Source organism: Nocardia sp. NPDC051030 (genome assembly GCF_040683015.1).
Taxonomy (GTDB): Bacteria; Actinomycetota; Actinomycetes; order Mycobacteriales; family Mycobacteriaceae; genus Nocardia.
The window spans coordinates 357223-377963 of the sequence record NZ_JBFBCD010000010.1 but is presented as its reverse complement, the minus strand read 5'-3'; the positions used below and the strand labels follow the sequence as shown (position 1 = coordinate 377963).

Genomic DNA, 20741 nt, shown 5'->3' with positions numbered 1-20741 from the left:
ACACCGCTCCAACAGGTCGAGCTATCAGGACAGCCGCAGGCCGTTGATCGGAATCTCGCCATTGCGGGCCTGATCGATCAGACACGGTCCGACCATCGCGCCGCCATTGACCGGTCCCTGATCCACGTACAGCTTTCCGCCCGTGCCGGGGCCATCGGAGATGTCGACCGTATTGGTAGCGGCCGCGCCCACGCCCCCGGGCACGTGCCACGGGCCGGAAACCTTGCTGACCTCGCCGTTCGACCAGGTCATGGTGCCGTCCACCTGGCCGTTGATGTCGAAGCAGCTCGCGGTGCCGATGAAGTTGCCATTGAAGGTGGCCCCGGACGCGGGCGTGCCATTGCAGCCGCCGAAGTTGCCTGTGAAGGTCGCGTTGTCGGAGGAGGGGACCAGGCCGATGGGATCACTGTTGAAGTGGATGACGCCGCCGTCGCAGGATCCCGTAATCGGTTCTGCCGCAGCGTGACCCGCGAGGACGAACGGAGTTCCGGCAACGATCAGTCCCGCGGCCAGCGCGGCGAACTTCCGGGGAGCAACCATGACGACAACCTCTCTTGGAACGTATCGGACGGGATTCCGGTGAACCGGCCGCGAAGAACCGGCCACAGGAACGTACGGCCGGGTCGAGGTCCCCGAGAATGACCGGTCGGATCGAGTTCCTTGACCGATGCGCTCAGATCGACCGAAATTCATGCGCCGACCGGCCGTGCGCCCGAATCGGCCACGAGGTGTGACGCCGGTCGCGGACGCGCCGAAACCCCAGGTCGGCGGCTCCGATCCAGCGCCTCGATATGATCCGAGGCGATCACGTCCCGCGCTCCCGCCGCCAGGAAGTCGAGATGCCGGCCTATACCGTTCCGATCGACACCGTGCGGATGTTCGTTCAGGCCGCCGGGCATCAGGGCGTGGATCTGGATCAGGCCGGAACCGAGCTCTGGCTACGCGAGGCCGGAATCTCACCCGAGCTGCTCACCGAGGATCGCTCCCGGGTCACGCCGGAACAGCTCGGCCTGCTGGTGCTCGGACTGTGGCGCCGCACCGGTGACGAGTTCTTCGGTCTGGCCCCGAAACCCCTGCCGCGCGGCAGCTTCCGGCTGTGGACCGCCGCACTGATCGCCTGTCCCGATTTGCGTACCGCCCTGCTGCGTGGTCAGGATCTGGCTCGCGCGCTGCCCGCCCTGCCGCCTGGCCGGATCGTCATCGGCCCTGAGCTCACCCGGATCGAGATGGACTTCTCGGTCTGGGACCGATCGCCCTCGCTGGCAATCGATTTCATTCTGATGTTCCTGCACCGGATCCTGGGCTGGGGCATCGGGCAGCGCATTCCGCTGTATGGCGTCGAGGTGCCGTATCCGCGCCCGGCATCGGTGGAGGCGTACGAGTCCATGTTCGGCGGGCCCATGCGCTTCGACGCCCCCTGCGCCACCTTGGTGATCGGCAGCGCACAACTGGACGCCCCGGTCGTGCGTGACGCGGCCGCCCTGGAGGTGTTCCTCGGCGAGGCCCCGATGAATGTGCTCACCCGCCGCGACTACGGCGCGTCCGAGACCGATCGCGTGCGCGCCATCCTCGCGCACGGTGTGGGCGGCGCATGGTCGACGCCCGAGGACATCGCGACTCGCCTGAACACCAGCGTCCCCACCCTGCGCCGCAAACTGGCAGAGGAGGGCACCTCCTGTAGAGAGATCAAGGAGGACATTCGCCGCGATGCCGCCATCGCCGCCCTGGTGCGCGGCGACGAATCGATCAACGATCTGGCGCATCGGCTCGGCTTCTCCGAGCCCAGCGCCTTCCATCGCGCCTTCCGCCGCTGGACCGGCAGCGCCCCGGGCGCGTACCGAATCACCCTGGGCACGAACAGTTCCGACGAGTGAGTTCTCGGTTCGGAGTGGAGTCTTACCACGCCCACCCCGGCCGGAAACGACCTTGGGCGGCAGTCGAGGGTGACTACATTGTCACCCCCGGCCGGAGCGGGCGGGTTTCGCCAACAGCCGCCACAGCCTGAGGTTACGTATCCGTCAGCGGCTGCGGTCACAGGCGTTGGTGCTATCAGTCTCGGTGCGTGCGTCTCGAATTCGATGTCCCACTTTGGGACACTCGCATCTTGACCGGGGCCCCGGTCGATGCCGACAATCTCGATACCAAGCTGGGTTCGGCCCGTTTGCCGGTCGCCCGGCGGCGGAGAGGAGCGCGCCCGTGTACCAGGTCGGAAAGACCGAGCCGTCGGTTGGGCGCGATACCATTCGCGTCGAGCGGGCCCGTGAGAGTTTCCTCAGCTCAGGCGATTTCCCGGCGGACGCGGTGTCGCGGCTGGTGTCCGCGTCCTGGCTACGGTCCCGCGCCGCGGGCGTGAGCGATCTGGCCAATGTGTTGGATCGTGGCTATGTCGGCGAGCTCGACCTGGAGACCCGGTTCGTGCGCGCGGCATTGCCCGTGATCGAGCGCCTGGAACTGGAACTGAACGATCTGGCGGTGAGCATCGCGCTCACCGACCGGCGTTCGCGGGTGCTGATCCGCCGCGACAATCAGCGAATGCTGGGCGGTCGCTTCGACGGCGTGTACTTCGCCCCCGGCTTCAACTACTCCGAGGAATCGGTCGGCACCAATGGTGTCGGCACCGCGCTGGCCTCGGGTCGGGCGGTATTCATCAGCGGCGCGGAGCATTTCGCCGAGAACATCACCGTCTTCGCCTGCGCCGGAGCGCCCGTGCGCGATCCGCTGACCGGTGTGGTGCAGGGCGTGCTGGATCTGAGCTGCCTGGCCAAGGACGCCAGCCCGTTCATGCGGGTGCTGGCCCAGCAGGCCGCGCAGCATATCGAGGCGGAATTGCGGGTCGCCGGATCGCAGCGGCAGCAGGCCATGCTCGACCGGTTCCTGCAGATCAGCCGCAATAGCCGCGGGCCCGTGCTGTCGGTGGGCGGTGAGGTGTTCATGAGCGATATGCGCGCCACTCAGCAGCTCAGCCCGCAGGAGAAGGCGTATCTGCGTGAGATCGCGGCCGGGCTGATCGGGGTCCGCGACAGCGTGGTGCTGGAGGTCGAACTGCCCACCGGGCGCACCGCGCAGGTGTACCCGGAGACGGTGATCGCCGGGACCGAGGTGGCCGGTGTGGTGCTGCGCGTGGATCTCACGGCGGCGGAGGACAAGCCGCCCCGGGGATCCGCCACAGCCGCGGGCATGCCGGAGCTGCCGGGCACCTCGCCCGCGTGGCGGACGGTGTGCGCTCAGGTGCTGGAGGCCGCGCGCACCATGACGCCGCTCGTGGTCACGGGTGAATCCGGCACCGGCAAGCTGAGCTTGATCACCGCCGCGCATCGCAGGCTGTACCCGGCGCGGCCGATCCTCGTGGTCGATTGCCGGGCGGCGGACCCGCTGGCCCTCCTGCACGACGGCGAGGACACCGCGCGCCCGCCCGCGATCGTGCTCACTCATCTCGACGAGCTGCCCGAACGATTCGCCGCCGAACTCGACCGGTGGCTCGAATCCCGTCCGGCCGCGGGCTGGCTGGCGGCGACCGTCACCCCGACCACGGGCGAGCCCACGCGGTCCGACGTGGTCATGCGGCATTTTCACCATTCGGTCACCGCGCCCGCCCTGCGTCACCGCCTCGACGATCTGCAACCGCTGGTGCCGCATCTGCTGCGGGCCTTGGCTCCCCGCCGGAAGGTGGCCTGCACGCCCGGCGTGATGCGGGTGCTGCTCGGCTATGACTGGCCGGGCAATCTCACCGAACTGCGTGAGGCGCTGCGCACCGCGCTGAGTCGTCGCCCGGTGGGTGATCTGCAGCAGAACGATCTGCCGGAAATCTGTTTCGGCTCGGGCCGTCGGCTCACCCCGATCGAGAATGCCGAACGTGACGCCATTATTCGCGCTCTGGTCGATACCGGTGGCAATCGCCGCGATGCGGCCCGCACGCTCGGTATCGCACGCTCCTCGCTGTATCGCAAGATCCAGGTCTACGGAATTCGGCGCATCGAATAGCGGCGCGGAATAACGGTACGGCGCAATGGAATCGGCTCACGATCCCGGGACGTCACACCGGGATCGCGAGCCGACTTGAGGAGAAAAACTAACGCGCCCCCTTGCCCTTCATCTTGTGGGCGGCCCCCTTCATCTCATTGCCTGCGCGCTGCATGCCGGCATTGATTCGCTCGGCTTCGTGGCGCATGTTCTCATCTGCTCGTTGCATGCCTGCCTGCACATTCTGGGCCCCGCTCCGGACGCGCTGGGCCTCGGCGTCCAGGGTCTGCTTGGCCTTGTCGGCAGTCTGGTCCATCTTGTTCTTCAACTTGGACATCGATCCTCCGTCTCGATCCGTGATGCCCGCATGGGGCCTTGAATTTCGACATTCGGAACTCTCAGCAGAGTGCTGAGACAAACGACGCGCAATACATGCTGCCGACTTTGTCGGCGATATGCGATAACAATCAATTGGCGGGGCTCAGGTCAGGCATAATCGGCCTCGATTACGTCGGTGCTTGCCGCCGATATCCGGTCGAGCGGAATTGAAAGGATCGAATATCCGCTACTGGGCCTGCCGCATTCCGGCCTCCCGGCCCCAGCCGCCGATCCGCCAATCCAGGGGCCGCAGCTTGTCGTAGTAGATATTGCGGAGCTGTTCGGGGGCCGAGGGCCGCTTCGGGTCCACTTCGTCGACGGCCAGCGAGATGCCGGACAGTTCGGCGAGAAAATCGTCGCGCTGGCCGGGCAGTTTCGCTCGATCCTGCGGTTCCAGGCGCGGATTCGAGTGCAGTTCCGCGTATTTGGCGCGGATGGCGGCGTCGGTGGCGTCGATGCGTTCGCGCAGCCATTCGCGCAGCGCGCTGGGGGTCTGCTGCATGACGATGATTTCGCGGATCGAGGAGATCTGCATGGCCTCGCGGTGCAGGTCGTCGAGCCGCTCGTTGACGCGCGGCCAGGCCACGAAGTCACCGGCGTCGAAGGCGGCCCGGCCCTGGGCCTCGATTTCGTCCAGGCGCAGCCGGAACATCGGCGCTTCGGCCGGTTCGGCGCGCTGGAGCAGCAGGATGAGGGTGTTCATGGCGCCCAGATTGCGCTCGAACTCCTCGAACGGCGGTTCCAGATAGTCCTCGGGGCCGCGGCTCTCGAGCAGCCCGTGCAGGATGGTTTCGGCCTCCAGCAGCAGGTGATGCGCCTTGGCCTGATCCTGGGTGCGGGCCACCAGGGGTTCCAGGGCGGCCAAGCGCTGTTCGATCTCCGGCTCGGCCTTGGCGGCCTCGGCCTGGTGCGCCTCGCGGCGGGCCTGCTGCCAATCGGTGCGGGCCGCATTGGCGCGGGTGCGGATTTCCTCCCAGGACGCCACCTGCCGTACTGGAATCTCGATGTCCGCGGCGGCCGAGCGGTCCAGGTGCGGGATGCGCACGGACGCGTGAATGGTCCAGCCCGCGGCGAATTCGAGGTTCAGCTCGACCGCGGTGCCCGGTTCGAGATCGTCGGGCAGATCCGGGATCTTCACGGTGCCGATCGGAATCCAGCCCTCGTACAGGCGCACGGCCAGGGAGGTGCCGCGGGTGGCGGTTTCCAGGCGCTGATAGACCCGGTGCGGGATCTTGGTGCCCGCCTTGACCACTCGCGCCAGCTGCCGGTCCAGGAGCTCCACGGAGAAGTCGTGGGCCAGGATGTCACCGGCGAGATCCGGTACGGCCGGCCCGGATTCGGTGCGGACGCTGATGCGTTCGGCGGCGATCTCGACGCCGTCGGCCAGGACCCGGACGGTGCATTCGGCGGCGTCGCCGAGGGGCACCTCGATGAACAGGAAGGTGCCTTCCTCGTCGGTGATGCTTTCGCGCAGCGGGTCGCCACCGTCCGGACGCACCTCGACCACGATGTCCTCGGCCTCGATGCGGGACAGCAGCACGCGGCCCGCGATATCGACGGAATCTCCCTCGGGCACCAGGTTTTCCAGCTCCAGCACGCTGCTGCGGGTGGCCAGGTTTCCGGCCTTGAGCGCCGCGCCCACGGCCACCACCAGCTCCGGATGGAACAGTCGCGGGGTGACGCCGAACCGCTCGTGCAGCAGCTCGGCCACGAGCGGAACGCGGGATGATCCGCCCACCAGCACGATCTCATCGAGGTCCGCGTGGGTGAGCCGGGCCTTGCTCAAGGCCTCGGCGCAGCGTTCGAGAGTGCCCTGCACGTGGCCGTCGATCAACCGGTTGAACTGGCTGCGCCCCAACGGCAGATTGATGCTCATGGGCAGGCCGGACCGGTCCTCGAGATCCTGGTCGATGATCTCGGTCTCGGTTTCCCGGGACAGTTCATGCTTGGCGGTCTCGGCGAGCGCCAGCAGGCGGGCCTGCCGTTCGGCATCGCGGGCGTCGCCGGGCTGCACGCGCAGATCGTAGGAGGGCAGCTGCCCGATCATCCAGTCGACAATGGCCTGGTCGAAGTCGTAACCGCCGAGATAGCGGTCGCCGTCGAAGGATCGGCTGTTGAACCCGTCCTCCGGATCCCAGGACACCACGGACGTATCGAAGGTGCCGCCGCCGAGGTCGTAGACCAGGAAGCGGCGGCGCTCGGATTCGGAGCTGCCGGTTTCGCGCATATGCGCCAGGGCGGCGGCGACCGGTTCCATGAGCGTCTCGGCCACTTCGAGCCCGGCTTCCGCGCCCGCCTGCGTGGTTTGGGTCTTGGCGCTGGTCTCGAAGTAGGCGGGCACGGTGATGACCGCGCGGTCGATCGGCACGCCAAGAGTCTCCTCGGCGGTGTCCTTGAGGTGGCGCAGCAAATGCACCGACGCCTCCAAGGGCGTCAGGATCGAGTGTCCGGCGGTAACCAGCTGATCGGTGCCCATATTGCGTTTGAAGAACAGGGCGGGCGGCGAACCGGCCCGGCGCGCTTTGCGTTTGGCCTGCGCGCCGACCAGCGGGGAGCCGTCGGGGGAGATCCACACCGCCGACGGCGTGGTCAGCGACAGATCGGGATTGGCCACGATGAGCGCGCCGCCGAGCGGCCGCAACCGGCGACTATCGATGAGCGCCTGCTTATTCGGGATATCCGCGTCGGCGGGGACGGCGACGCAGCAGTTGGTGGTGCCCAGGTCGATCCCGGCGATAATGCTCATACTGTTTCCTTATCTCGCATGAGCGGAGCCCAGCGTGGTGACGCTTCGCAAGCGCAGAGTGGTGGAGCGATGCCTCCGGGCTTGACCGCTCATGCGGTGGTCTCCGCGGAGGTCGTGCCGAGCGGATCCCCGTTCGGGCTCGGCAGCAGTCGCGGTAGTACGTGGTAGTCGATGCGGAGGTCGCTGCCGGTATGCGTTTCGGCCGGACCGGTTTCCGTTGCGGCGGACAGGGTTCGGCTCAGTTCCAGCAGTTCGGTCAGATCGGCGAGGTCGTCGCCCGCCGGTTCGGGCCGGTGCGTGAGCAGTTCGGCGGCCGCCCGGGTGCGCGGGGTGGCCAGCTGTTCCTCGGCCGCATTGATCTGCGCGACGGTGAGGATTTCGCCGAAGAGCGGGAATCGCTTGGCGTCGTACGAGATCCGCTTGCGACGCGCGGCTATGCGGCTGCGGACCGTCGCGCGGTCGGCGGTGGGCTCGATATCGAGCACCTGAAATGCCGTCTGGTAGTAGGGATTACGATCCCGCCAGGCCCAGGGGTTCATGCTTGTGACTCCGATCTCGCTAGAGGAACCCGAGTGCGGGGCCCTGCATGTAGCGCTCCCACCGCGACGCCGCGACCAGCAGCTGCCGCCCTTGGTCGTACGGTGCGATGGAGGGCAGGCCCAGCATCAGCGCGGTGTTCAAATGTCCGGCGGACCGGCGGAAACCGGAGCGGTCCTCGAGGGGGTTGTTGCGCAGCCGATGGTCGGTCGATACCAGCAGGCACGCGCCGAACCAGAATTCGTGCCGGGCCAGCTTGGCGGCGAAGGCCACCCGATCCGGCTCGTCGGCGGTGGGTTTGTGACCGGTGGAGAGCTGCTTGGCGGTGAGGCCGAGTTCCTCGCACATGGGTTCCACCAGGGCCGCAATGCGTTCCAGTGTCGGCAGGGCCTGCTCGGCCCAGCCCTTGTCATGCCTGCGGTTCTCGGTCTCGACGGTTTCGATGCCCACGTCCAGAGCCTGTTCGGCCAGGGGGATATTGGTGGAATCGATTTCGATCCAGGCCTGGACCTCCTCGAGCGCGCGATCGAGTTGGCCCTCCCGGGTGAGCCGCCGGATCTGGCCACCCGCCTCGCGGGCCAGCCTGCCGCGGGCCCGGGCGATGTCGGCGGGGGCGAAGGGCGCGGCGCGAATGAGGTCCAAATGCGCACGCGCCCTGGGCAGCTGGTCTCTGCGCAGCCGCTGCACGAGAGTCACGTGCGGTTCGAGGACCTGCGCGGGCAGTTCGGCGCGGGTCTGCTCGACGGCATAGTCGACCTCGTCGGCGGTCGTGTCCGGCATGACCGAGCTCAGATGGGTGCGCATGCGTTCCCAGTACGGATCGTCGGCGTGTAGCCGGGCCCAGCAGTCGATCGCACGCCGCCAATGCTCGAAAGCGGCATTATCGCCGTCGATTTCGAGTTGATACGCCCGCGCGTGCTGGGCGACGGCGAGATGGTGCAGGCTCCGTGAATCGGGGTCGGCCGCCGAGGCGGCCTGCCTGCGATCATTCTCCAGCCAGAGTTCCAGCGCGTGCCGGGTCCACGGCTGGATCGTGCCGTCCTGGCGGAGGTCGGCGAAGGCGAGCCGGTCGAGTGGGCGTTCCGGGCCTGTCGTGCGCTGGAGCCGAGCCACGGTGTCGGCAATGTGCGTCGCGGTGGCTCGTAGCTCGTCCGCCTCCGCGCCATCGGCTCCGACCAGCAGTTCCCGGGCTTGGTTCAGCGCGTCGGTCGTCTCGTCGAACTGCGAGAACACCGCCGCGCGTGCGGCTTTCGCGAGGTATGTCCGCACCGTGGAGATGCGCAGCGCATCGAGCTGCCCACCGCCGTCGCTGCCCGCGCTGCCGATCAGCCCGGGGAGCAGCTCGGCGTCATTGCGCGACACCGCGGTCAGCACGGTCGCGATATCCACCAGGCAGTGCGCGGGCCAATGCTCGCGGTACCGGGCCAGCAGCGCCCGCGCGCCCGCCGCGATGAGCGGGCCGTCATCGTCGAGAGCGCCCAGCACGAGCTGGATATTGGCGGTGAGACCGGGATCGGCGGCGTCAGTGAGCAATTCGCGGAGCTCGCCGCGCGCCCGGCCGCGCTCGCCCTCGCGCAGTCGCCCGAGGGCGGCGAGGAATCGGGCGGCAGGCCGCAGCCGTTCGCCGCCGCGCACCGCCGCGGCCAGCGGCCCGGTGCCCGGCCTGCCATTCATGACCGCCGCCGCCCCGAGCATCAACTGCCGATAGGCGGTGGGCGCGCCCGGTCCGCGCAGCTTGTCTCCGGCCGTGATCCCTTGCAGCAGCAGGTGATACGCGCTGAAGTCGTGGATTCGCTGCAAGCGGTCGATCGCGGCCGTGCCGCCGCCGAACCGTTCGGCCAATTCGTATCGCCGGGTGGCCTCGGCGAGCTCACCGCGCTCGGCCGCGCGGTCGCCGAACAGCAGGAACCAGTCGCCGCGCCCGCCCGGCCCCAGGGCGTACAGCAGCTGCCACACCGGGGCGGAGGTGAGTTCGTATTGCCGGAACCGCTGATCCACGAACTCGGTGAGATACCGGGTGGCCAGTCGCAGGAATTCGGCGGACACCGAGGCATCGCGGACCCGGATCGTCGTGACCAGCCATTCGCCGAGCGCGGGTTGTTCGGCGAGCAGTTCGCTCAGCGCGTCCCAGGTGCCCGCGAAGGCGGCCGCGTCCGGGGCGCGCAACCATTCGCCGAGCACGGCGTGCGCGAGCTCGGGATCGAGATCGAACCAGCCGCCGAGCCGGGCCAGCAACCGCACCGCCGAATCGGGCGCGACGGTGGCGGCCTGGGCCGTCCGCTCCTGCAACAGGATTCGCGCGAAGAGCAGTTGACTGGTCTCGGCCTGGTCCACGAACTCGTGAATCGCGTTCAGCGCGGCTTGCGTTCGGGTGCCGGGATCGGGATGGGCGTCGGCCCGTTCCAGCCGCGCCTCCAGCTCTCGCCGCTGCTGTCCCCTGTCACCGCGCACCGCTTGCCCCCGTGGTTCCGCTTTCGGCGGCGGGTCGATGCGCGAGGGATCCTGAGGTTCTTCGCCGCCCCGCGACCATCGCCATTTCACGCCGTAACTCCTGCCGGGGGCTACCGCGAATGGTGGTGCCGGAGTAGGCCCCCGGAACCCGCCCCCTTACCCGGGGTCGAGAATAGCTCGCACCCGGTAGTCGTCAAATTGTCGTGCGCTTGCGCAGCAGGATGCCGCGGATGAACGCCGCCTGCCCCGAGTGCTGAATATCGTCGTCGATCACGCTGATCAGCCGCACGCCCAGGGTCACCGGGGGATCCCAGCGGGTGTCGACGATCCTGGGCAGGTCGGCGTCGACCAGTTCGGCGACATAGTCGGCCGTCTGCGAATGGACGGCGTCGAAGTACCCGAGCAGCAGCTCTGCCGAAACCCCGCGCAAGGCCGCGACCTCCGCGGCGGTATCGCCGTATCCGGTGGCCGAATCATCGAACGGCAGCTCGAACCGCTTGGCCCATCCGTCCGCCGTCCACACCTGTTCGATTCCGGCCACATCGGCGATGTGATCGTCCTGGACGCGGGTCAGGTGCCATACCAGCCAGGCGATGGAATTGGCTTCCGGATCGAGCTGAACCGCGAGCTCCTCGGGGGTGAGCCCCGCCAAAGCCGCATGGACGTTCTCTCGAACCCGTCCGAAACCATCGAGTAGTAACTCGGCGCTTGTCATGTCCTCATCCAATCACCCGGTCCGCGTCCATATTCCCGATTCCGGACCCTGTGCACACGAACGGCCGCACCCGTTTCGGATGCGGCCGTCGCGTGCTGCTCGAAGGTCAGAGGTTGACCGGGTAGACCGGTTCCTGGATCTCCGGCTTGATCCGGTGCTCGACGAAGATGCCGTGCCAGACCATGAAGATGATCAGGGTCCACAGGCGGCGGCTGTGGTCGATCGGGCCGGTGCGGTGCGCTTCCAGCATGGCCAGGATGGCCTGCTTGTCGAGCAGGTGATCGGTGCCGGACTCGGTGATCTGGGTGCGCGCCCAGTCATAAAGTTCGGGGCCGCGCAGCCAATGCCGCAGCGGGACCGGGAAACCGAGCTTGGGCCGGTGCAGGACGTGGGCGGGGACGATGCCCTCCAGCGCCTGGCGCAGCGCGAACTTGGTGGTCTCCTTGGTGATCTTCTGCTCGACCGGGATCTTCTCGGCGACCTTGAAGACCTCGGGATCGAGGAACGGCACGCGCAGTTCCAGCGAATTGGCCATGGTCATCTTGTCGGCCTTGACCAGGATGTCGCCGCGCAGCCAGGTGAACAGGTCCAGATGCTGCATGCGCGCCACCGGATCCCAGTCACGGCCTTGCATGCCGTAGATGGGGCCGGTCACGTCCTGATGGGTCCACTCGGGGCGGAAATCGCGCAGCACCGAACGCAGTTGGGCGTCGCTGAAGCTGCGGGCATTGCCGTAGTAGCGGTCCTCCAGGGTGAGCGAGCCGCGCTGGAGCAGGCTCTTGCCGCGGGTGCCCTCGGGAATGCGCTCGGACAGCTTGCCCGCGAGCTTGCGCACACCCTTGGGCAGGTATTCGAACGGCTTGAGCGAGAGCGGTTCCCGGTAAATGGTGTAGCCGCCGAACAGCTCGTCGGAGCCCTCACCGGAGAGCACCACCTTGACGTGCTTACGGGCCTCCTTGGCCACGAAGTACAGCGGCACCAGCGCCGGATCGGCCACCGGCTCGTCCAGGTACCAGACGATTTCGGGGATCGCGGCCGCGTACTCCTCGGGGGAGACCATGCGGATGTAGTGCTTCGCGCCGATGGCTTCCGCGGTTTCGGCGGCCACATCGGCCTCGGAGTAGCCCTCACGCTCGAACGCCGAGGTGAAGGTCAGCAGGTTCGGGTTGTGCCGGATGGCCAGCGCCGCGATCGCGGTGGAGTCGATACCGCCGGACAGGAACGCGCCGACGGTCACATCCGCGCGCATGTGCTTGGCGACCGAATCCTCCAGCGCCTCGGCGATTTCCTTGTACCGGTTGGCGGGAGTGTTCGGTCGCTGCGCGTGCGGGCGCACCGTGGTGGTGGGCGCGTAGGCGCTGACGGTATCGGGCTTGCCGAACGGGACCACCCGGAACTGCGGATTGAAGTACCGGGTCACGCGCGGGCTGTCGCCGGGCTCGATCCAGGCGTAGCAACCGGATTCGAGGCGGCGGATGTCCTTGTGCAGCGTCTCGGCCTCGGGCACGTACTGCAACACGGTGTAGTGCTCGAGCGCGCGCGGGTCCAGCGCATCCGAAAGGCCCAGCTCCGGAAGCAGTTCCAGCAGGCTCTTCTTCTCGCTGGAGAAGGCGGTGCCGCCGGAACCGGTGGCCAGGAACAGCGGCTTGATGCCGAACGGGTCGCGCGCGATGAAGAGCTTGTTCAGCTCGGTGTCCCACACCGCGAAGGCGAACATGCCGCGCAAACGGCTGGGGGCCTTGGTACCCCAGTAGTGGAAGGCGGCCACGATGGTCTCGGAGTCGCCCTCGGTGCGGAACATGGGCTGATCACCGAACTCCGCGCCGTGCTCGGCCTGGAGCTCTTCGCGCAGTTCGAGGTAGTTGTAGATCTCGCCATTGAAGGTGAGCGCGTAGCGCTCCGGGTTCTCCGGCGGGCCCCAGCGCAGCGGCTGATGCGAGTGCTCGATATCGATGATGGACAGGCGATTGAAGCCGAAGATCATTCGATCGTCGTTCCAGGTGCCCTTCTCATCGGGGCCGCGGTGGCGCTGGCAGTGCAGGGCTTCATACACCTGTGCTGCGGTGGCTTCGACCGTCCGCCCCTCCGGAGTAGCCGTGTCAGCTGTCAGAAATCCGAGCAGTCCACACACTGCGGCAGGAACCTCTTTCCGGAATCGGGGGTTGGACTCGCGGTATCTATACGCGAAAGGTCCTGTCCGAGTATGCCGCACACCCCCCGATAACGCCGCTGGAGGCCGCTATGCACGGCTTATGAGGTTCCCGGAGTGTCGAATGCGACCCGATCACAAAGCGGTGCCCGGTTTGGTCTACGCTGCGTAGTACTCGGGAACTCCCGGGGTCGATCGTGCGTTGTGCGCGAGCTGCTCCGGAGGTCCCAAACGTGCTGTAGTTGTGCCGCCCGGCGGAAGGGAGTCCGGGCGGTGCCGAGTCGGATAGACGACCAGGAAGGCGTTGAGCGTGGCGCACAAGGCGAGCGAAGCGATAGGGGCACGACCCGCCCAGGGTCGGCGGGGCCGTATCCTTCGGCGGGCCGGGCTGGCGGTGTCCTTGGGGATGACCGCGATGCTGGTCTCCGGCTGCTCGATCGACAACGTTTGGCTGCGGTTCGGTTGGCCCTCGGGCGTGACCCCGCAGGCCACCCGGATGCGTGAACTGTGGACCTGGTCCGTCATCGCCGCTTTGGCGATGGGCGTGCTGGTCTGGGGTCTCACCTTCTGGACCGTCGCCTTCCACCGCAAGCGGCCGAACTCCCCGGAGTTCCCCCGCCAGACCGGTTACAACGTGCCGCTGGAGCTGAGCTACACGGCGATTCCGTTCGTGATCATCGCGGTGCTGTTCTACTTCACCGTGGTCGTGCAGAACTACGTGCACGAGAAGGTCGGCAACCCGGACGTCGTGGTGGACGTGACCGCATTCCAGTGGAACTGGAAGTTCGGTTACCAGAAGGTCGACCTCAAGGACGGCCAGGCGCTGTATGACGGTGTCGACCATTCCCGTCAGGACATGAACAAGGACATTCAGGAGCGGTACAAGGACCGCAAGAACGAGGAAGGTCATCCGCAGCCGGGCCCGAACAACGGCCTGCCCGCCAATGACATCTCGTACCTGAACTACGACAAGATCGAGACCGTCGGCACCTCGAACGAGATCCCGGTCCTGGTCCTGCCCACCGGCAAGAACATCGAGTTCCAGCTGGCAGCGGCCGACGTCATCCACTCGTTCTGGGTGCCGGAGTTCCTGTTCAAGCGCGACGTGATGCCGAACCCGAAGCAGAACAACTCGGACAACGTCTTCCAGATCACCAAGATCGAGAAGGAAGGCGCGTTCGTCGGCCGTTGCGCCGAGATGTGCGGCACCTTCCACTCGATGATGAACTTCGAGGTCCGGGCGGTTTCCCCGGCCGACTTCGAGAAGTACCTGGCGGCGCGTCAGAGCGGCAAGACCAATGCCGAGTCGCTGGCGAGCATCGGACAGTCGCCGGTGGCCGTCACCACCAAGCCTTTCAACACCGACCGCACCGCGCGCGGTAACGAACTCGCCGACGCCAAGTGAGGATGAACTGACATGAAGGTCGAAGCTCGCATCTTCGAACTGATCACGGTCTTCTTCGTGATCGTCGCCATCACCTATGGCTACTTCACCGGCCAGTCGCGCACCGGCGTCGAATGGGCGGGCACCACCGCCATCGTGCTGTCGGCGGGCCTGGCGCTGATCGTGGCCACCTACTTCCGCTTCGTCGCCCGTCGACTGGACCTGCGTCCGGAAGACTACGAAGAGGCGGAGATCGTGGACGGCGCGGGCGACCTGGGCTTCTTCTCGCCCGGTTCGTTCTGGCCCATCCTGCTGGCCGGCGCGGGCTCCATCACCGCCCTGGGCCTCGCGTTCTTCCAGTACTGGCTGATCGGCATCGGCGTGGCCTGCATTCTGGTCGCCGCCGGTGGTCTGGTGTTCGAGTACCACCTCGGCCCGGAAAAGCACTGACACTCAGCTGATACAGCGAAGCGCCCCCTGGAAATCCAGGGGGCGCTTCGCGTTTCAGGACACTTCGTTATTCAGGACATTGCGCATTTCAGGACATACGGAAGGCGGGACGCCCCCGAGCTGGGGCGTCCCGCCTTCCCCTCATCCGAAATGGCTTAGGGGTCAGATTCCGAGCGCGTGTTTGAGGCGGGTGGTGTGCGGGGCCGCGAGGCCGAGCAGGGCTCGGGGGAAGCGGGGCTGCATGTGGGTGGGGCGGGTGCGGATGGCGGTTTCGATCCAGCCTGCCGCCTCCTCGGCGTCGAGGGCGGGTTGCTCGATGTAGCTGGCGGAATCGGGATCTTCCGCCGCTTCCACGCGGAACGCCGGGTAGTGCACGGAGGTCACGTGGATGCCGCGGGGAGCGAGTTCGGCGTCGGCGCATTGGCCGAAGGTGGTCCAGGCGGCCTGGGAGGCGGCGTACGAGGCGAAGTGGGGGGATGCGCCGGTGGTGAGATTCCAGGGGCCGACATTCACGACATGGCCGGAGCCGCCCGCGAGCATGGCGGGCAGGAGGCCGAGGGTCAGGCGCAGGGGGCCGAAATAGTTGGCGGCCATCATGCGCTGGTAGTCGCGGAAACGGTCCAGCGACTGCAAGATCGGGCGGCGGGTGGGGCGGGCGGCATTGTTGACCAGCACCTCGATGCTGTCGAATTCGGTGAGCAGATATTCGACCAGCGAATCCACATCGCCGAGGGCGGAGATGTCGCAGCGATACCAGTGCGCCCTGCCACCGGTCTCGATGATGGCGGCGCAATCCTCTACGAGCTGACTTCCACTGCGCGCCACCATGATCACCTCTGCGCCGTGGAAGGCGAGTAATCGGGCGGTGGCGCGGCCTATCTCGGAACAGGCGTCGGTGATGACAATGCGTTTGCCGGTAATGGATCCGGCGGGACGGGGACGGCGGGCAGCACGGAACTCGATCATGGCAACCTTCACAGTGAATGGGCTGAACCATGTACCGGCACCCCGCCGACAGTGCCGATACCGCCGCGCTCCCGGCTGCTAACCGGTTGCTGGGAGTGCGGCGGAACACATTCTAATCGGTCGGGTCATAGCGCCGGGCGCGTTCGGAGACGCAGATCTCGTCGATTGCGGAGACGATGTCCCGCAACAGTTCCGAGGGCAGCGCCGCCGGGCGCAGGCGGCAGGTGAAGGTAATGAAGCCGTGGTCGGCGTCATCGAGTTCGCGCAGGTAGCGGGATCGGACGCCATAGGTCATGGCCGAGATGACGGTGAAGCAGCCGGTGCGTTCGCGATGTCCGGCGAACAGGTCGTGCAGGCCGTGGAAGACGCGCGCGTAGTTCGCCAGGGGTGCGAAAACCGAGATGCGGTAGGCCGGACCGCGCTCCGAAGAACTGATGACGGTATCGGCCAGGTACTCCGCATCGCGCAGTGTCAGCACCTTCGGAGCGAACATGAGGGCACCGGCGGCGGCATTGCGCACGGGCATACCGGCGCGGCCACCCGCGGAGGCGGCAATGGCGCCCAGGGACTTTCGGGCGCGGGCACCGACCTCGCGGCGGGCACGCAGCGACAGGTTGGGCGCGGTCGGGTGCAGGCTGGACCACTGGCCGAAGCGGACCGTGCCGAGCTGCACGTGGCCGGTGCCGACCGGGCGGGCCACCTTCAAGGGCGCGGTGTCGACCCAGCGGCCCACCTGGAGCATGGCGTCGCCGGGGGACTGGATCGCCTTGTGGGAGTGCTCCACCCAGGTGTCGAAGTCCAGGAAGCGATGCGCGTCGGTGGTGAGCCAGGTGCGGTCCTTGTCCACATCGGTCACGTCCAGGGTCATCGCCGTGATGATGCCGGTGCGTCCGCCGCCGCCCAGGATCTTGCGGAATCGCTCCACATGGTGATCACGCCCGCAGGTGCCGAAACGCCCGTCCTGATCGACGTACTCGAGCTCCACCACATTGTCGCTGAACATTCCGAAGCGATGCGAGGCTGCGGACAGCCCGCCCACCGCCGCGAATCCGCCCGCCGTGATATCCCGATGGTCGCCGACGATCGGCAATCCGAGACCGTGCGCGCCGAGGGTGCGATCGATATCGGACAGTCGCGCGCCCGCCTGAACCCGGACAGTCCGGGCATCCGCGTCGACAACCTGTACGCGATTCATTTTCCGCATCGAGAGCACGGTGCCCTGATCCGGCAGCGCGAACTCCTCGTCCGGACGCTCGCCACCCCGGATGATCAGCTGTTTCGTGGTCTTGCGCGAATCCCGCACGGTACGAACCACATCCGCGGTATCGCGAGGGAGGAATTCGTCCTGCGGGGTGGAGACGGGCGTGCTCATGGCGCTACAGCTAACCATAACCACGCCCGTTGTGCTCGTAGTTGGACTGCCGTCTCAGTGAGCAGGGGTGAGACGCTGTGTGAACAGCGTCTTTCCGCTCGCATCACACAGGTTCACTGTGAGTTCGCGGGACTTGCCGTCGATGAGCACCTCACCGAAATGCTGATACGCGCCATCCAGCGGAGACGCGTTCTGGGTGGGCGGCGCGTGCACGAAAACCGCCTCCGGACCGAACGTTCCATCCAAGGGGTTGGGGCCGAACGCGCCCGCGTTGAGGGGGCCTGACACGAATTCCCAGAACTCGTCGAAGTCTTGGAAAGCGGCGCGCTCGGGGGAGTAGTGGTGGGCGGCAGTGTAGTGGACGTCGGCGGTCAGCCAGACGACGCCGGATACCTTGTTGGCCTTGATCGAGGACAGCACCTGGGCGATCTCGGTCTCGCGGCCGGACGGTGCGCCATTGTCGCCATTGGCGGGGCCTTCGAACGCGGTCTTGGTGGGCTGCTCGCCATCCTTGACCACCAAACCGAGCGGCAGATCGTTCGCGACGATCTTCCAGGTGGCCTTGGAGTCCTTCAAAGCGTCCATCAGCCACTTGGTTTGGGCCGTGCCGAAGATGTGACCGGCGGGGGAGCGGTTCTCGTCGTTGGTGTCCTTATAGGTGCGCATGTCGAGCATGAACACGTCCAGGAGGGGGCCGTAGGAGATCTTGCGGTAGAGGCGGCCGTCGACCGCTTCCTTGGGCTCCACCGGCATCCACTCGTGGAAGGCCTGCCAGGAACGCGTGGCGAGGGTGTCCATGCTGCGCTCGGTGTAGCCCTTGGTCTCGCCGACCAGGCCGCCCGGGTACCAGTTGTTGACGGTCTCGTGGTCGTCCCACTGCACGATCTGGGCCACCGAGGCATTGAATTTGCGGTAGTTGTCGTCGGTCAGGTTGTAGGCGAAATTGCCGCGGAACTGGTCGAGGGTTTGCGCCACAGCGCTTTTCGCTTCGGAGACGACGTTCTTCCAGATGCGTTGATCGGGAAGCGTCACCGATTCCTTGAGTGGGCCGTCGGCGTAGATGGAATCGCCGGAGTGGATGAAGAAATGCGGGTCGCGGGCGGCCATGGCGGAGAAGATCTTCATCCCGCCCAGATCGGGGTTGATGCCGTAGCCCTGGCCGACGACATCGCCGGACCAGAGCAGCTTGATATCGGAGGGCGCGTTCGGGATGGTGCGGAAGACGCCGGTCAGCGCTTCGGACGTCGCGCCGTCGTCACCCTCGAGGGTCACTCGGTAGTGGACCTGGCTGTTCGCGGGCAGGCCATTGACGCGGACGCGGCCGGTGCCGTCGGAGTCGGGGGTCAGCAGGGGGCCTTCGAAACGCTTGGCGTCCTTGAACGATTCGGTGGCCGCCGTCTCCACGATCAACTTGGCGGGCTTGTCCGACCGCGCCCAGATCAGCGCGCCATCGCTGCGCGGATCACCGACCGCCACACCATGCGTCAGCTTCGGCCGGTCCCGCACCACGGCGGGACCCTTATCGGTCGAACAGGCGACCAGCGCGGGTGCGACGACCAGACCGGTGGCGGAGGCGCGCAGCAGGGTGCGGCGCGAAAAGGACTGCTGTGAAGTGACATGCAGGGCCATGCGCCGACCTTTCATCAGCGAGCTCAACATCAGCTGAACTGTGCCGGACAGCCCGGCGAACCCTCGGCTACTGCACGGCGTGTCTCCGGCGTTTCGACCGACCGGTGTCACGTGGCCGAATACTCGGCGTGGTGGCCGCATTCCGCCTGTCTGTCTGCCATGGTTCAGCTGGTCGGCGGGTCGCGGCGGCGTGCCGCATAACTGGCGGGACTCCGTAACACAGGTCGGTTAGGGTCGGGCCGTGGACAGGGCGCAGCTGACAGCTGACATGGCAGCCGGGGCTAGACCGGAATTCCTCTACTTCTGGGGTCACACCCGCACCCCGGGGCACGCCGTGGGCAAGTGGGTGCTCAGCCAATGGTGGCCGATAGAATTCACCGTCGACGGCCAAACCTACCGCAGCGCAGAACATTTCATGATGGGCGAGAAAGCCCGGCTGTTCGGCGACGAAGAAATGCGCACCCGAGTCCTCAGCAGCGAAACCCCAGCCGACGCCAAACGCATCGGCCGCGCCATCCGAGGCTTCGACCAGGACGCCTGGGAAGCCCACCGTTACGACATAGTCCTGCGCGGCAGCATCGCCAAATTCGGCCAGCACGAGGACCTTCGAGAGTTCCTCCTCTCCACCGGAGACAAGATCCTGGTGGAAGCCGCCCCCCGAGACACCATCTGGGGCATCGGCCTCGGCGCGGAAAACCCCGCAGCTTCGGACCCCGCCCAATGGCAAGGCGAAAACCTCCTCGGCTTCGCCCTCATGGACGCCCGCAACTCCCTGGTCCCCAGCACCCGCTAGATTCGTACACCCTCCAAACCCCTTGCACGGCTCGGCCTTCGGCCATCGCTTTCATTAACCGCACCGGTCAAAACCAGCGTCTCGGCCGCTCGTGCCCCAAGCGCACGGCAGTACGGATATAGCGTGGTCGCCTCGCCTGCCGTACCCGACTTTGGCTCCCCAGCCCGGAGCCGTCACCTCTCGTCCCAGCCTGGCTGGAAGGTTGTGGTCCCGTTCCGGGACCAAACCCCAAAGACAAAAGACGCCCGGACAAGAAGAGACAAACCTCAAAGAACAAGACTCGAGACGCCCCGCCCCGTGGATGCCTCCCCTGGCTCGCCGCACTTCGTGTCCTGGACTTCGCTTCGCGTGCCGTGCCGTGCCGTGCCGTGCCGTGCCTCGCTTCGCTTCGCGTGCCGTGCCTCGCTTCGTGTCGTGACTTCGGTTCGCGTCCCGTGCCTCGCTTCGCGTCCGGACTTCGCTTTCCGTGCCTCGCTGCGCTGCGCGTCCCGGGCCTTGCGTGAGTAGGCGGGTGGGTGGGTGAGGGAGCTCTGGTGGTGGGATTTCGGTCGTTTTCCCACCACCAGAGCTCCCTCACCTCCGCCGACCGGCGTGTCGGGCCGCGCCACGCGCATGTCGGGGTGGCCTGTTCATCGAGAGGGGACATGAGCCGGGGTTTTGTCCGGATCGACCAGCCTGATGTCCCCTCTGAACGTGTTTCACCCTCGGGATGCGCAATCGGAGGGGCCTCGCCGCTGGCGACACGCTGGGAAGGCCAGCGGGGAAGCCCCTCGAAGGTGTGCCCGGCAACGGAATTCGGCGAATCGGGCATGAACTCGCATGGGCCGGGGCGGGCGTCGGTGTGTCGCGGCGTGTCGGGTTGGCCTATTCGTCGAGTGGGACATGAGCCGGGGTTTTGTCCGTTTACCCCTGCCTTATGTCCCACTGAACGTGTTCTACCTTGAGGGGCGCAGCGGTGGGCTTTCGCGGCTGCTCGTTGGTGGTTGTTCTTGTCTTGTTGCTCTTGTTTGGTCTCCTCTTGTCCAGGCGCACTTGTCTTTTCGTCTTTAGTCTTTGGTTGTTGGTCCCGGAACGGGACCACAGCCATCCAGCCAGGCTGGGACGAGAGTGGGCGGGTCTCAACTGGGGAGCCAACGTCGGGTACGTCCGGCGACGCAACCACGCAATATCCGTACTGCCGTGCGCTTAGGGCACGAGCGATCCGAGTCGTG

15 protein-coding genes are annotated in these 20741 nt (G+C 66.7%); 5 read left to right on the top strand and 10 right to left on the bottom strand.

Features of this window, described 5'->3' with window-relative positions; translation table 11 throughout:
- Positions 1-24 precede the first annotated feature (24 nt).
- Positions 25-540: a hypothetical protein gene (locus tag AB0N05_RS32100; RefSeq protein ID WP_364700813.1), complete on the bottom strand. Its 516-nt coding sequence runs from the start codon at positions 538-540 to the stop codon at positions 25-27.
- Positions 541-839: 299 nt separating this feature from the next.
- Here AB0N05_RS32100 and AB0N05_RS32095 point away from each other — a divergent pair, with 299 nt between their 5' ends.
- Both AB0N05_RS32095 and AB0N05_RS32090 read left to right on the top strand, forming a co-directional pair.
- The gene (locus AB0N05_RS32095; RefSeq protein WP_364700811.1) at positions 840-1874 is read left to right on the top strand and encodes an AraC family transcriptional regulator; all 1035 of its coding nucleotides are present in this window, start codon (positions 840-842) and stop codon (positions 1872-1874) included.
- A gap of 322 nt (positions 1875-2196) precedes the next feature.
- A complete protein-coding gene (locus tag AB0N05_RS32090) occupies positions 2197-3981 on the top strand; it encodes a helix-turn-helix domain-containing protein (protein ID WP_364700809.1) in 1785 nt (594 codons plus the stop codon).
- Between the two features lie 88 nt (positions 3982-4069).
- Here the strand turns inward: AB0N05_RS32090 and AB0N05_RS32085 are convergent, their stop codons facing one another.
- The 6 genes from AB0N05_RS32085 to asnB form a co-directional block, all read right to left on the bottom strand.
- On the bottom strand, positions 4070-4297 hold the full coding sequence (locus AB0N05_RS32085; RefSeq protein WP_364700807.1) for a hypothetical protein: 228 nt from the start codon (positions 4295-4297) through the stop codon (positions 4070-4072).
- Between the two features lie 228 nt (positions 4298-4525).
- Positions 4526-7084, bottom strand: coding sequence for an Hsp70 family protein (locus tag AB0N05_RS32080; protein ID WP_364700805.1), 2559 nt, complete (start codon positions 7082-7084; stop codon positions 4526-4528).
- An 89-nt stretch (positions 7085-7173) separates the two neighbouring features.
- A complete protein-coding gene (locus AB0N05_RS32075) occupies positions 7174-7623 on the bottom strand; it encodes a hypothetical protein (RefSeq protein WP_364700803.1) in 450 nt (149 codons plus the stop codon).
- 19 nt (positions 7624-7642) lie between these two features.
- Positions 7643-10072: a hypothetical protein gene (locus tag AB0N05_RS32070; RefSeq protein WP_364700801.1), complete on the bottom strand. Its 2430-nt coding sequence runs from the start codon at positions 10070-10072 to the stop codon at positions 7643-7645.
- A 193-nt stretch (positions 10073-10265) separates the two neighbouring features.
- The gene (locus tag AB0N05_RS32065) at positions 10266-10787 is read right to left on the bottom strand and encodes a DUF664 domain-containing protein (protein ID WP_364700799.1); all 522 of its coding nucleotides are present in this window, start codon (positions 10785-10787) and stop codon (positions 10266-10268) included.
- A gap of 106 nt (positions 10788-10893) precedes the next feature.
- The gene (gene asnB / locus AB0N05_RS32060) at positions 10894-12918 is read right to left on the bottom strand and encodes an asparagine synthase (glutamine-hydrolyzing) (RefSeq protein ID WP_364700797.1); all 2025 of its coding nucleotides are present in this window, start codon (positions 12916-12918) and stop codon (positions 10894-10896) included.
- 424 nt (positions 12919-13342) lie between these two features.
- Between asnB and AB0N05_RS32055 the strand changes: the two genes are divergently transcribed.
- Entirely contained in the window at positions 13343-14341 is a 999-nt protein-coding gene (locus tag AB0N05_RS32055) for a cytochrome c oxidase subunit II (protein WP_364700795.1), read from the top strand.
- Between the two features lie 12 nt (positions 14342-14353).
- Entirely contained in the window at positions 14354-14770 is a 417-nt protein-coding gene (locus AB0N05_RS32050; RefSeq protein ID WP_364700793.1) for a cytochrome c oxidase subunit 4, read from the top strand.
- A 162-nt stretch (positions 14771-14932) separates the two neighbouring features.
- Here AB0N05_RS32050 and AB0N05_RS32045 read toward each other — a convergent pair whose 3' ends face one another.
- The 3 genes from AB0N05_RS32045 to AB0N05_RS32035 all read right to left on the bottom strand — a co-directional run bounded on the left by AB0N05_RS32045 (position 14933) and on the right by AB0N05_RS32035 (position 18737).
- Positions 14933-15736 (bottom strand): SDR family NAD(P)-dependent oxidoreductase, encoded by an 804-nt coding sequence (locus tag AB0N05_RS32045; protein ID WP_364700791.1) that lies wholly within the window; start codon positions 15734-15736, stop codon positions 14933-14935.
- A 112-nt stretch (positions 15737-15848) separates the two neighbouring features.
- Positions 15849-17108, bottom strand: coding sequence for an FAD-dependent oxidoreductase (locus tag AB0N05_RS32040; RefSeq protein ID WP_364700789.1), 1260 nt, complete (start codon positions 17106-17108; stop codon positions 15849-15851).
- 54 nt (positions 17109-17162) lie between these two features.
- Complete coding sequence (locus tag AB0N05_RS32035) at positions 17163-18737, bottom strand: alkaline phosphatase D family protein (protein ID WP_364700915.1); 1575 nt, start codon at positions 18735-18737, stop codon at positions 17163-17165.
- Positions 18738-18978: 241 nt separating this feature from the next.
- Here AB0N05_RS32035 and AB0N05_RS32030 point away from each other — a divergent pair, with 241 nt between their 5' ends.
- Positions 18979-19530 carry an NADAR family protein gene (locus AB0N05_RS32030; RefSeq protein ID WP_364700787.1) on the top strand — a complete coding sequence of 184 codons (552 nt, stop codon included), beginning with the start codon at positions 18979-18981 and terminating at the stop codon, positions 19528-19530.
- Positions 19531-20741 lie beyond the last annotated feature (1211 nt).